This window comes from Dyadobacter chenhuakuii, assembly GCF_023821985.2.
Classification (GTDB): domain Bacteria; phylum Bacteroidota; class Bacteroidia; order Cytophagales; family Spirosomataceae; genus Dyadobacter; species Dyadobacter chenhuakuii.
Genome location: NZ_CP098805.1, coordinates 1490474 through 1503707, shown reverse-complemented (window position 1 = coordinate 1503707; position 13234 = coordinate 1490474). Strand labels below are relative to the sequence as shown.

Annotated in this window: 14 protein-coding genes; 11 read left to right on the top strand and 3 right to left on the bottom strand. The window is 47.0% G+C overall.

Annotated features, from left to right (window positions below; translation table 11 throughout):
• Nucleotides 1–51: 51 nt before the first annotated feature.
• The 5 genes from NFI80_RS06385 (at nt 52) to NFI80_RS06365 (ending at nt 5806) form a co-directional block, all read left to right on the top strand.
• Nucleotides 52–570 carry a DinB family protein gene (locus tag NFI80_RS06385; RefSeq protein ID WP_235163755.1) on the top strand — a complete coding sequence of 173 codons (519 nt, stop codon included), beginning with the start codon at nt 52–54 and terminating at the stop codon, nt 568–570.
• Nucleotides 571–720: 150 nt separating this feature from the next.
• Nucleotides 721–1347 (top strand): hypothetical protein, encoded by a 627-nt coding sequence (locus NFI80_RS06380; protein ID WP_235163756.1) that lies wholly within the window; start codon nt 721–723, stop codon nt 1345–1347.
• A 150-nt stretch (nt 1348–1497) separates the two neighbouring features.
• Nucleotides 1498–2838, top strand: coding sequence for an MFS transporter (locus NFI80_RS06375; protein WP_235163757.1), 1341 nt, complete (start codon nt 1498–1500; stop codon nt 2836–2838).
• 22 nt (nt 2839–2860) lie between these two features.
• Complete coding sequence (locus NFI80_RS06370) at nt 2861–3238, top strand: VOC family protein (RefSeq protein WP_235158649.1); 378 nt, start codon at nt 2861–2863, stop codon at nt 3236–3238.
• A gap of 129 nt (nt 3239–3367) precedes the next feature.
• Entirely contained in the window at nt 3368–5806 is a 2439-nt protein-coding gene (locus NFI80_RS06365) for an alpha-L-rhamnosidase-related protein (protein WP_235163758.1), read from the top strand.
• A 3-nt stretch (nt 5807–5809) separates the two neighbouring features.
• Here the strand turns inward: NFI80_RS06365 and NFI80_RS06360 are convergent, their stop codons facing one another.
• Nucleotides 5810–6793 carry a GlxA family transcriptional regulator gene (locus NFI80_RS06360; RefSeq protein ID WP_235158647.1) on the bottom strand — a complete coding sequence of 328 codons (984 nt, stop codon included), beginning with the start codon at nt 6791–6793 and terminating at the stop codon, nt 5810–5812.
• A gap of 114 nt (nt 6794–6907) precedes the next feature.
• Here NFI80_RS06360 and NFI80_RS06355 point away from each other — a divergent pair, with 114 nt between their 5' ends.
• Nucleotides 6908–7138, top strand: coding sequence for a hypothetical protein (locus tag NFI80_RS06355; RefSeq protein ID WP_235163759.1), 231 nt, complete (start codon nt 6908–6910; stop codon nt 7136–7138).
• A 26-nt stretch (nt 7139–7164) separates the two neighbouring features.
• On the opposite strand, the gene NFI80_RS06350 is transcribed toward NFI80_RS06355, so the two are convergent.
• A complete protein-coding gene (locus NFI80_RS06350; RefSeq protein ID WP_235163760.1) occupies nt 7165–7731 on the bottom strand; it encodes a hypothetical protein in 567 nt (188 codons plus the stop codon).
• Nucleotides 7697–7873: a hypothetical protein gene (locus tag NFI80_RS06345; RefSeq protein WP_235163761.1), complete on the bottom strand. Its 177-nt coding sequence runs from the start codon at nt 7871–7873 to the stop codon at nt 7697–7699. Before NFI80_RS06345 ends, NFI80_RS06350 begins: the two co-directional genes overlap by 35 nt.
• A gap of 224 nt (nt 7874–8097) precedes the next feature.
• On the opposite strand from NFI80_RS06345, the gene NFI80_RS06340 reads away from it, so the two are divergent.
• From NFI80_RS06340 to NFI80_RS06320, 5 genes are all read left to right on the top strand, one after another.
• Nucleotides 8098–8631, top strand: a complete 534-nt coding sequence (locus NFI80_RS06340) for an SRPBCC family protein (protein ID WP_235163762.1) — start codon at nt 8098–8100, stop codon at nt 8629–8631.
• A 40-nt stretch (nt 8632–8671) separates the two neighbouring features.
• Nucleotides 8672–9637, top strand: coding sequence for a DinB family protein (locus tag NFI80_RS06335; protein WP_235163763.1), 966 nt, complete (start codon nt 8672–8674; stop codon nt 9635–9637).
• 53 nt (nt 9638–9690) lie between these two features.
• The gene (locus tag NFI80_RS06330; RefSeq protein ID WP_233798347.1) at nt 9691–10176 is read left to right on the top strand and encodes a TlpA family protein disulfide reductase; all 486 of its coding nucleotides are present in this window, start codon (nt 9691–9693) and stop codon (nt 10174–10176) included.
• A gap of 86 nt (nt 10177–10262) precedes the next feature.
• Nucleotides 10263–11483: an esterase gene (locus tag NFI80_RS06325; RefSeq protein WP_235163764.1), complete on the top strand. Its 1221-nt coding sequence runs from the start codon at nt 10263–10265 to the stop codon at nt 11481–11483.
• 24 nt (nt 11484–11507) lie between these two features.
• On the top strand, nt 11508–13220 hold the full coding sequence (locus NFI80_RS06320) for a GMC oxidoreductase (protein WP_235163765.1): 1713 nt from the start codon (nt 11508–11510) through the stop codon (nt 13218–13220).
• Nucleotides 13221–13234 lie beyond the last annotated feature (14 nt).

The window sequence follows — 13234 nt, the reverse complement described above, 5'->3', positions numbered from 1 at the left end:
CCATGTTTCCTTTGTATTGTTCAAACAAAAAATCACTAAAAACCTTTGACAATGGAAACCAACAACACCTTCACCAATGAAACCGCTGTTTCACCAGCACTATTCACAACCGAAGCACTGCTCAATCACTGGCAGGGACACCGCGCGCTGACGCGCAGGGTAATCGAAGCATTTCCTGAGGATGCGTTTTACAATTTCTCCATCGGCGGCATGCGTCCATTCTCTTTGCTGACGATGGAAATGATCGGCCTGGCAGCACCCGGAATTCGCGGCGTTGCATTCGGTGACTGGACTTTTGGTGATCCCGTTCTGGATCACTCAACGCCTCCACCGCCAACAAAACAGGAAGTGCTGAACCTTTGGGACCTGGTAACTGAATACATTAACACGCTCTGGCCACAGATCCGTCCTGAGCGATTTGAGGAAAGTGAAGCTGCGTTCGGAATGTATGAGAACACAATCCTGAACACAATTATTTATCTGATCGATAACGAGATCCATCACCGCGGACAAGGATATGTGTATCTGCGAGCACTGGGTGTTGAGCCGCCTGCTTTCTGGGATCGGTAGAACAACATTCAGCCACATCATCAGCATCTATTAGCCACGAATTGAACCGGAACAGCCTGCGTTTTAATAGCGCAGTGCTGTTTTCGTTGGAATGGTTTTGGTAAGATTGTGAATAGGATTACATTTATCATTCAATCTATCCAACACTATATGAAGATTCTGACCGTAACATTATTTTCTGCAATGGTTTTAGCAGAAGCATTTTTTGTTGAATCACACGCACAAAAAATCGGGTCCCGGCCCGCTCCTACCGGCAAAATTCCAAGCTCAGGCCCGGGACAACCCGCCAGGCCATACAGCGAATATCAGCCAAAACCGACTGGACAGATTCAGGGGGCGACCCAAGCTGCGGATCCCAGCGTAGTATCAGATCCGGTGCCTGTGGTGCAGCAAGGGCAGGTTCCTAAGGTAAACACATCGCAGGACCCGGCCACAATGCCTGAAAGATACATGCCTGCAACGACACAGCCAGTTGAGCAAGTAACTGAGATTGAACAAACTACAACTGCAACACCACAAACAGGATCTAACGGGCAAACCCAGACGAATGTGCAGACACAGAATGGCACTACAACCACACAAACAACGCCCGGTGTAATGCAACCTGCGACATCAACAACCACAACGACGACCAACAGAACAACGACCGTTCCGGCAACCAGACAGAATGTTCAGCAAACGCAGCCCGCCCGGCAGTCGCAGCCGGTGCAGCAAACCCAACCTGTACAGAAAACGCAGCCTGTGCAGCAGACGGTGCCCGTTCGCAGCGTTCCCTGATGAAAGTTACCACAAACGGCATGCGGAGAATGGCACAATTCCACCCTGAAATTGTCTTATAACACCTCTCTGCATGATGGCTTGATGTAGTAATTTTGTAATGTCGGAATTGGATCCATTTCAGCACGACACATCTACTTACTATTAGCCATGAAAACGTTTTATTCCATTTTAGCTAATTCCCTGGCCGCGACCCTGACGAACACGTTCGTCTGGTTCGCGGTTACTTTTTGGGCATATCTGGAAACCAAATCCGTCATTGCCACCTCGGTCATGGCCGGGATTTACTTCGCAACCGTTGCACTATCCGGCTTTTTCCTGGGCTCCATTGTGGACCGTTATAAGAAAAAAACCTCGATGACCATTTCCGGCATTGCAACATTGATCCTATATATTCTGGCGTTGCTTACCTATGTGTTAACACCCGAAGCCGATTTCAAGAATCCAGGCAGCATCGGACTCTGGGTTTTGATTGTCCTTTGCCTACTGGGCGCATTGGTCGGCAATATCCGGGCCATCGCCATTTCAACTGTTGTTACCATTCTGATCGAGGAAGACGAACGTGACAAGGCAAATGGTCTGGTTGGGACCGTTAATGGTGTTTCCTTTTTAGTAGCATCTATTTTCAGTGGTCTTGTAATCGGGTTTCTGGGCATGACCTGGATGCTGGCACTGGCCGTTGGGTTAACCATCGCAGTGCTGCTGCATTTATTCACAATCCATATTCCTGAAAAGGAGATCGTTCAGACGGGTTCGCACCTGGAAAGCATTGATATCAAGGGTACTATCGCCGTTGTAGGATTAGTACCGGGCCTCTTCGGGCTGATTTTCTTCAATACATTTAATAATTTCCTCGGCGGTGTGTTCATGTCGCTCATGGACGCTTACGGCCTTTCGCTGGTTTCGGTTCAGGCCTGGGGAATATTGTGGGGTGTGTTAAGCCTTGGATTTATTGTCGGCGGGCTTGTTGTTGCCAAAAAAGGCCTGGGAAAGAAGCCGTTGCGTACATTGTTTGTTGCCAACATTATCATGTGGACGATCTGTATATTCTTCACAATTCAGGCATCCATCATATTGCTGGGCATTGGCATGTTTATTTATCTCTGCCTGATCCCCGTCGTGGAAGCAACGGAACAAACGATCCTGCAAAAAGTAATTCCGCATGAGAGACAGGGACGCGTTTTTGGCTTTGCACAAAGCATTGAGCAAGCAGCATCGCCTATCACTGCCTTTATGATAGGACCTATGGCCAAATTTGTCTTCATACCATTTATGACAACCGGCGCCGGTGTGGACCTTATCGGCTCTTGGTTCGGGACAGGCACTGCACGTGGGCTGGCACTTTTATTTACTGTAACCGGCATTCTGGGACTTATTGTAACATTAATTGCAATGCGATCGAAGGCGTATCATCAGTTATCTCAGATCTATAAGAAACCGGAACCTGCATTTACAGAAGCCGACGCAATTCAAGCAGAGGGAGAAATCTAGTCATCAATAAAATTTGAAAATCATGTTTAGAGAAACAAAAGCATTCAGTGGATTTTCCGTGGACGATCTGCAAAAAGCAAAGGCTTTTTACGGAAATGTCCTGAGCATTGACCTCTCCGAAGTGGAAGAAATGGGCTTGCTGCAACTGCACATTGCGGGAAGCAGCGACGTGATCCTGTATGAAAAACCAAATCATACGCCTGCCACATTCACGGTTCTCAACTTCCCGGTCGACGACATTGACACAGCTGTAAAAGACCTGAAAGCACTGGGTGTAACATTTGAAAGCTACGATTTCCCGGGGCTAAAGACGGACGAAAACAACATTAGCCGAGGAAAACCTTCCGTAGCCTGGTTCAAGGATCCTGCCGGAAATATCCTGTCGGTTTTACAGGGGTAAGGTTCGAAACCCGTGCTAGCTGCCCGGCTGGGTGGGAAAGAAATCAGGTAATTTATGCATGATTTAAAAGTGTTATCTTGAAGCGTTTTCGGGTCAGTCCGAAATCTGCCTGATAACATTCTTTTTTTCATGAAAACAGCCCCTGACAGACTGAGAAATTTGCTGATTTTGATTGGCTTTTGCTCCATTTTCTTTCTAGAATGCTCGAAAAGTGATCGTAGCGCGCAGAATCTGCAAAGTGTGGTCAGCGATACGGAGAACATTCGGGGCAAAAGTATTTATCTCAAAACGCCTTACATTACTGCGGGCGATCGCGTTTACATGGTGGGCCATCAAAACGGGACATTTCCTGATCTTGGCTGGCATGTTACCGGCGAAATGGGCGGCATCTGGAACCATCCGATCAAGCTGATGGATGGCTTCACGGCTTCTGTGACGGTTGCTAATCAGTCTGCTTGTCTCACGAAGGCGGATACATTCGTTAATTACCCTTTTGCCAATAAACACGTTTTTACGACCGGCCTTCCGGGGTTGAAAGTAGAGCGTTTCCAGTTCGTGCCAGATGGCAAAGAGGCTGTGGTGGTGGAATACACTTTTATCAATGAAGGAAAAGACAAGCTCAACATTCAGTTTGATTTCAATGGTTATACCGATCTCCGCCCGGTTTGGCTGGGTGAAAGAACCAATATGGTTGATGGCCCGGATGTGACGACCTGGGACGAGGCGTCGCACAGCTGGATCGCTAAGGATAGTTTGAATGATTGGTATGTGATGTTTGGCGCTGCCATGTCGCCCAAATCGCATCAGCAGAAGGCCATCACTTGCGATTACAAACCCCAGGGAAAGGGCGTTTCCGCTTCGCTGCAATATGAGCTTGCTATTGACGGAAACAGTGCCATAAGCCTTTCTATAACCATCTCCGGTTCCTACAAATCAAAAAAAGACGCGCGAAAAACATTTACAGAAACACAGGCGAATGCCGCTAAATTACTGCTCGCAAAGAAAGAGCGATATAAATCCATTGATTCTAAAACCAAACTGACAATTCCCGACAAAAACCTGGAACAAGCCTTTCGGTGGACCAAGTACAACACCGACTGGCTCATCCGCGATGTGCCTGAAATTGGCCGCGGATTGTCTGCCGGCGCTCCGGATTATCCCTGGTGGTTTGGTGCGGACAGCGAGTATGCGCTCAAAGGGCTCATTGCCACAGGTCAGCCTGAGTTGGTGAAAAATGCAGTTGAAGTGGTTCACAAACTCTCGGAAAAAGTGAATGGAAATGGCCGCATTATGCATGAAACCTCCACGAACGGCGCTGTTTACAATCCTGGCAACATTAACGAAACGCCGCAATTCACCTCGCTGGTGGCGCAGGTTTATCGCTGGACCGGTGACAAGGAATTTCTTAAAAAATATTTCCCTACCCTTAAAAAAGGATTGAACTGGCTGCTCAAAGAGAATGACAAAGATGGCAACCTGCTGCCTGACGGATTTGGCATGATGGAAATCCACGGCATGAACAGCGAAATGACCGACGTCGCTGCGTACACCCAAAAAGCCTTCGCCGACGCCGCTGAACTTGCCACGGAAATGGGGGACAAAAAGTTGGCTCAACATTATTCCAGCATTGCGGACAAGCTTCGCATCAAGATCAATCGGGAGTTCTGGGTTCCTGAAAGCAACTCCTATGCGGATTTTATCGGCACACCAAGGCAGGCGATCAGCCTCATTGATGATGCCATCATCCGTGCCGACACATTGAAAAAGCCCTGGGCAGTGGAAGAGCTTAAAGCAGCGAAGGCCAAAATAACGAGCTCGAAATCAAACAATAAGCGCGGATTTGTGGTGCACCACAATTGGGTTGTGAACACGCCCATGGAAACCGGCATTGCTGATACTGCAAAAGCGCTGTCCGCGTTGCAGACAGCCTCCCAGTTTGTAAACCCCTTCGGCGCCTTTGTGACAGGCATCGACCGGGATGAGTCGGCCGGGAAAGATGAGCGTTCTGTTGCTGGCAACAACAAAGTTTTTACTTACACAGGTGCAGTAATGACACTTCCAACGGGCGTACTGGCCATTTCCGAAAATAATTATGGACGTCCGGATGCCGCATTGGGTTATTTGAAAAGAATGACAAAATCATTCAGCTTCGCGCTTCCTGGTTCTATCTATGAGGTTTCACCGGATTACGGCATGATGGCGCAGGCCTGGAATGTATACAGTTACGCTTACCCGATCGTTCAGCAATTCTTTGGCATACAACCATTTGCATCTAAAAAATTGATTCGCATTCAACCGCAGATGCCATCGTCCTGGAATGATGCAAGTCTGGAAAACGTGATCATAGGCGACAATGCGCTGGATTATACATTTAAAAGGAATGGAAAAAGCATCCGCCTGAACCTTTCACAGTCGCAGGAAAGCTGGAAGCTGGAAATCGCGCTGCCGACTGCGAAATTCAAAAATTATCAGGTCAATGGGAAAGCAGTGGCTACGAAGTCCAATGGCACATTTGACACAATAGAAGTAAATGGTAAAATCAATGTGGTCAGCGCTGAATTGAAATAGCAATCAGGCGCTGATCTGGCTTTTGTTGTATTTGTTTCTGTATTCAACCGGGGATAAGCCTGTGATTTTCCTGAATGTACTGCGGAAGGCTTTGGTGTCGGTATAACCCACTTCGTACATCAGTTCGGTCACATTTTTCCGGCTCACTTCAAAGCTTTTCTTGGCCGCCTCGATCTTCACACGCTGAATGTATTCCACAATCGAATTGGAAGTGGCTTTCTTAAATCTGCGTTCAAAACTGCGGCGGCCGATTGCGAACATTTCGGAAAGCTGATCCACTGTAATTTTATCCTGAAAACTCCTTTCTATAAATTCCTGCGCCTTCCTGACTTCGACATCTTCGTGCTCTTTCTGGCCCGTGAACATAATGAAAGGCGACTGCGTATTGCGGTCAATTTCGATCATGAAAAATTTGGTCGTGTAAATCGCCATCTGCCGGTCCACGTATTTTTCGACGAGATAAACGAGCAGATTCCAGAACGTATTTGCGCCGCCGCTGGTATACACGCCGTTTTCGTCGGTGATAATGCGGTTGTCCATCAGGTTCACCTCGGGAAACATATTTTTGAAATCCGAAGCTGACATCCAGTGCGTTGTGCAGCTTTTACCGTTCAACATGCCGGTGGCCGCGAGCAGAAACGCGCCTACACAAAGGCTGGCCACTTCCGCACCGTTCTCATGCTGCTCAATGATCCACGGAAAAAAAACCTTATTCATCTCAATCACACTTTCACGATCACCATTAACAGCAGGAATGATGACCAGATCAGTTTTTTTCAGATCATGAATCGTCACATCCGGAACCACTGTAAAAACGCCGCTATACTTCTGAGGATCAGCGGTCATGCCCACCAGCTGGACATTAAAGGCCGGCTCGCGGCCCATAGCAGCCAGGAAGTCGTTTACGAAATTAAAAAACTTGAAAGGCCCCTCAATGGTCCCGAGCGCAGCATCGCCCTGTGGAACAAGAACTGATATATGCTTCATATTTTCAAAAATAACAAAATACGCTGTCGCATTCAATAGGTATGCGGCTTCCAGTCAGTAGTCTAAGGATGAAAGCAACTTATGGTGATAACTTAACCATTCAATCCAATCTTCATGCCGACTATTATTTACGACGAAAAACAAAAAAAAGCGATCAACCTCGATAATGTTGACACCTTCAAGCTAGACCGCAGCGGCGCCGAGTTCCACATCGTATTCCAAAAACAAATCACCGTAAAAGACAGCTACATGTCCACCACCCTCGACAGATGGGTCTACACGAGCGAACACGAGCGGAATAGCGTATTCAGGACGATCGTGGATAGCTACGGGTTTCGGGTTTGAGGAAGCCATTCAATCGGATTCCTTCATTAGCAAAATGAAATCGTGGTTGTTGATGGAGGAAGCCCTTTTGAAATCAACTCGTCCTTAAAGTCCAAAAGTGCTTCTTTGAGCGTTTCCCGCTTCGAGTAAGTTTCCGGAACGAACATTGTAATGCACATGATGTCGCTGCCGTCCGGAGAAGGAATTGTCAGTCTGAATTTTCCGACAAAGTTGTGGTCCTCACAAAAGTCTTTATACCAGGTATCGAATATGATCTTTCTGTTTCTTTTCCTATTATCCGTATTTTGGTACATCACCAAAACAACTCTTTCCGGATAATTTTCAAGCGATTGCCTTAGAATGGAGAGTACTGTAAGTTTTGTCTTAGGGTCGTGCTTATGAAAATACCCTTTGGGTGTGTAAGGCTTGCAACCGAAGCCAAATGTTACTATGCTATCCCTGATCTGCGGGTAGTCTTTAAAATGCCCTGAGCCGTCAACGAACCAGCAATTATAGGTTAGCCCCGAATCTGTCTTAAATTCATACTGAAAGGAACCATTGATCTCAACCTCTTGATAATTATAAGGCCCTAACGAATTTGATTCCCCTGTCATGCAATTCTTTCTCAGAAACTTCGCCGTTAAAATACCTTCCAATTACTTCCTTTTCCTCCATCAAATCATTGATGAAGTCAAATATCGTCTTTTGTTTCACCTCGTCAACATCGTGAGGGGGCGTCTTGGCTGTTTTGATCATTTTAATGAAGATTAGCCAGTATCTGGCACTTAATACTTAACCTGCGTTCTTACCAAATCTCTCCTTACGACATATTTAAGGTTATTTACAAAGATATAAATTTCTACGTTAATCTTTGTCGCGTTCGGCCCCTGCATTTGACATATTCACCCCCCGGGGGATTGGGAAAAGACTTGTAGGTTTGTTACATCTTATTGCTGACCTGAACTTTAACCTATTACCCGATGAAAATTATCCTAACAATTCTTGCAGTGGTCGTTGGCCTCGTTGTCCTGCTGCTGGTGGTGGCGTTATTTGTTAAAAATGAATACGAGGTGCGGCGGGAGATATCGATTAACAGACCGAAGGGCCGGGTTTATGATTATATCAAATTCTTGAAAAACCAGGACAATTACAGCAAGTGGGTGATGGCGGATCCGGGTATGAAGAAGACTTACGCCGGCGTCGACGGGACGGTTGGCTTTAAATATGCCTGGGATAGTAAGGATAAGAATGTCGGTGCCGGTGAACAGGAAATTATGAAGCTTGCGGAAGGCGAGCTTGTGAATATTGAAGTCCGTTTTGTACGGCCATTTGAAGGAGTCGGGCTGGCGACGATGACGACCACGCCGGTTGCTGATGATCAAACCCGAGTAAGCTGGGGCATGACCGGGAAAAGTAAATATCCCATGAACATTACCAACCTTTTTATCGATGGAATCCTTGGCAAAGACCTGGAATCCAGTTTGAAAAACCTGAAAACTATCCTTGAAAAATAGTCTGTAAAGCAACATCATTCAACAAATAAACTCAGGAACCATGGAAACTATGCTCATTAAGAAGTCGATTGAAGTGAATGCGCCTAAGGAAAGCGTTTGGGAAACCATTATTTCAAATAATAAAAACAAAATCTGGTTCAACGCATTCAGCGATGGAACGCAGGCCCAAACGGATTGGCAGACTGGCAGTAAAGTCATTTTTGCGGATGCGTCTGAAAATGGAATTATAGGCGTGATTAAGGTTAATAAGCCTGCCGAAGAGCTGGTTATCGAATACAATGGCGTTCTCAACGACGGCGTGGAAAATTATGAGACCGAGGAGGCACAAGGCATGAACGGATTTCAGGAAATTTACCGGCTCAGAGAAGAAAATGGCCTCACGCGCATGGATATGCAATGTGATATGGGCGCCGATTATTTTGAAATGATGTCCGATGCCTGGGACCATGCGCTGGTCATTATCAAGGAATTGTCAGAAACAGGCACAAGCGCAACTGCACTGCTGGATGATTTAGATAGGACAACTAAAAAATTCAGGGACGCCATCGAATCATTCGACGAAGAAGAAATTAATGAAGTGCCTTTTGAAGGAAGCTGGACGGCCGGGCAGGTTGTAGAGCACATTCTAAAATCAGAAAGCGGCTTGCCTGGTGTATTATTGGGCGATATAACGGATACGAACAGGCCGGTCGATGCTAATATTCCAGAAATTGAAAACATCTTTCTGGACTTTTCAACGAAACTAAAAGCACCGGACTTTAATGTTCCCTCGGACGGGCCGCATAACAAGGCCGAGCTGATCGAAGCATTTGCAAAAGAGCGGGATGAAATCAGGAAAGTGGCTGCAGAACAGGATCTCCGGCTTACAGCCAGTGCATTTGAGTTCCCGGGAATTGGCACATTCACCCGCTGGGAATGGCTGAATTTTGTGGTTTGTCATTCGAAAAGACATATTCATCAGCTAACCAATATTCGCAAAAAACTTAGCGAAAAGGTAGCGGGATAAAACAGCAAACATTAATAACTTGCGGATTCTTCATTCAAAAAGAATTCAGTTTTATGTTCCGGAAAATAATTCCCGTCATTCTCTTCGTTTTTGCGAGCAGTTTCGCTTTTTCACAGTCTGTCCTGGCCGATAAGAAGATCGCGCCTTTCCAGATAAAATTAACCAACGGGCAGCAGTATACTGCATCGCAGCTTGCCGCGGGCCCGGTGGTTCTGATCTACTTTTCACCTGATTGCGAACATTGCCAGGATTTTACGAAAGACATGCTTAAAAATTACAGCGTGTTTGCCAACAAGCAGGTTGTGATGGTCACTTTCCAGTCGATGGAAATGCTGAAACCTTTTGTGGCGCAGCATAAGCTGGGCACCTATCCTAACATTAAGGTTGGCACGGAGGGATATTCGTACACGGTTCAGCGCTATTACCAGATCAAGTCGTTCCCTTACATTGCTATCTATAACAAAGCAGGTAAGCTTGTGCAGACGTTTGAGGGTGAGCAGCCGCATCAGAACATCTTTAATGCATTAAAAAAAATCTGATTTCATTGCACTGACCGGGTAATCTTGCAGAATCGCCGTCTTTATTCAGGATAGCAGCACAACGTTGCAGGCGAAACACTTTCAGCATGAAACAAGATTACCTAACATACTGGCCCGGTGGTTGTTACCGGGCCGCCATATTGCTTCTGCTCGCAGCTACGGGCGCATTTGCACAGCAGGCCAATGTGAACCTGGACTGGAATCCCCAAAAGAACACCCAGCAACTGAACCCGTACGGCGGAAATGTGATTTCTCCCGATGTTGCAGACGATCACACCATAACATTCCGGGTAAAAGCGCCTGATGCGCATAAGGTTGAACTGACAGGCGGCCCTATTCTCCTTGCACTGAAAGCAAAAGGCCCTGTGCCGTTCATAAAAGGCAGCGACAGCACCTGGACACTGAAAGTCGGGCCGGTTAAGCCTGATATTTATGTTTACAGGTTACTTATCGATGGCGTTCCGGTTGCTGATCCGAACAATAAATTCACAGGAACTTCCAACCAGCCCGGTTACAGCAATGTGATCGTTCACGACAACAAGCCCGCCTATTACGATGCGAAAAACGTCCCGCATGGCAACATTACGCGGCATATTTACCATTCCGATGTACTGAACGGCGAACGTGAAATGTATGTGTACACGCCGCCGGGATACGATTCCGGAAAGAAATATCCGGTGCTCTATCTCATGGGCGGCAGCGGCGAGCTGGCATCCGGCTGGATGTTTGACGGCCGTGCCAATTTCATCGCCGATAACCTGCTGGCGGAAGGCAAAATTGTGCCGATGATCATTGCCATGCCCAACAACCAGGTCCTTCACCGGAGCGACCCAAAGCACCTCGAAAAAACTTATGTGCTTTTTGAAGAAGAATTAAGGAAGCATATCGTTCCGTATGTGGACAAAGCATACAGCACCATAGCCGACCGGAAATCACGTGCAATCTCGGGCTTATCCATGGGTGGGCGTCACACGCAGGCAGTGGGTTTCAAGGCGTTGGACTTGTTCAGTTCATTTGGCATTATGAGCGCTGGTGACTTGGAGCCGGAGAAGTTGAACCCGGCATTTTTCAGTGATCCTAAAATAAAGGATAAGGTGGACTACTTGCTGGTAGGCCTGGGAAGCGGTGAGTTGGATTTTGTTGGAAAACGCTCGGAAGCAACGCATAAGGCTCTGGAAAAAGCAGGCATTCAGCACGATTATTACATTGGCGGCGACGGCGCGCACGACTGGGGAACCTGGCGAATGCTGTTGAATGACAAATTGCTGCCGAATCTATGGCGCAAATCTTCGCCTAAGACCAAATAAAAAGCATTCAGATATTTTACGAATATGTCAAATTTCAATATCGATTCGGTTAAGCAGCGGACCTTCGATGCCATTGTAGTGGGAACGGGGATTAGTGGCGGATGGGCGGCTAAGGAGCTTACGGAGAAAGGCTTAAAGACATTGATCCTCGATCGCGGGAAGGATGTAAAACACATTGTGGACTACCCTACTGCCAATATGCAGCCCTGGGAATTCGAGCACCGCGGCCAGCCTTCCCTCGCGATCAGGCAGGCAAACCCGATGGCCAGCAAGCATTATATTTTTAAGGAAGATGCCATGCATTTCGTAGTGAAAGACGCGGAACATCCTTACGTGCAGGACAAACCCTTCGACTGGATGCGCGGATATCAGGTGGGCGGCAGGTCACTTTTGTGGGCTAGGCAAACGCAGCGCTGGTCTGACTTCGATTTTGAAGGACCGGCAAGGGACGGTTTCGGTGTTGACTGGCCGATCCGCTATGCGGACATTGCACCCTGGTATAGTTACGTTGAGAAGTTTGCAGGGATTTCCGGCAACAAAGATAATTTACCCCAACTGCCTGACGGTGAATTTCTTAAACCCCATGAAATGTCTTGTGTGGAAAAACATTTCAGCGATCAGACAGCCAAAAATTACAACAATACGCGTCCCATCATTATCGGTCGCGTGGCGCATATCAGCGATCCGCAGCCCATTCACACCGAGCAGGGCCGTGCCAAATGTCAGCACAGGACCATGTGCCAGCGCGGATGTCCGTTCGGCGGGTATTTCAGTTCGAATTCGTCCACATTGCCATGGGCTGAAAAGACGGGGAACCTTACATTGCAACCGCATTCCGTTGTGCATTCCATTATCTATGATGAAAAGAAGAAGCGGGCGACAGGCGTGCGTGTGGTGGATGCATTGACCAAAGAAATGACGGAATATTATGCCAAAATCATTTTCGTAAATGCATCAGCGATCAACTCGAACCTGATCCTGCTTAATTCTATTTCCAATCGCTTCCCTAATGGATTTGGCAATGACAATGGTCTGCTGGGAAAATTCATCGGTTTCCACAATTACAGGGGCCGCGTGAGCGCAGAATTTGACGGTTACCACGACCGGACAGTGGAAGGACGTCGACCTAATGGCGCTTATATCCCGCGTTTCAGGAATGTTTTCAAACAGGAAACGGATTTCCTCCGCGGTTACGCAACCTCTTTTTCCGCTTCCAAAATGGGCGCTAAATCCAATGAACTGGGTGAATCTTTAAAAGAAAGCCTCTTCAAGCCGGACGACAGCGGATGGAGCCTGGGTGCGCAAATGATGGGAGAAACGCTGCCTAAGGAGACAAATTTTGTAAGTCTTCACAAAACTTTAAAGGACGATTGGGGCATTCCGCAGCTTAGAATGCATGTCGAATTCGATGATAATGACATGAAAATGGTCAAAGATTTTTACAACGAGCTCAGCGAAATGCTTGAAAAATCTGGTTTTTCAAATATTAAGACTTCTGATACAAATCGAAATCCAGGCAGTGAAAACCACGAAATGGGTGGCGTAAGGATGGGTAATGATCCAAAAACTTCCATGCTTAATAAATGGAACCAGATGCACGCATGCCCTAATGTGATCGTCACCGACGGCGCGTGTATGACGTCCACATCCACACAAAATCCGTCACTGACTTATATGGCATTAACAGCAAGGGCGGTAGACCACGCGGTGAGCGAAATGAAAAAAGGGAACATTTGATACATTATATTTGC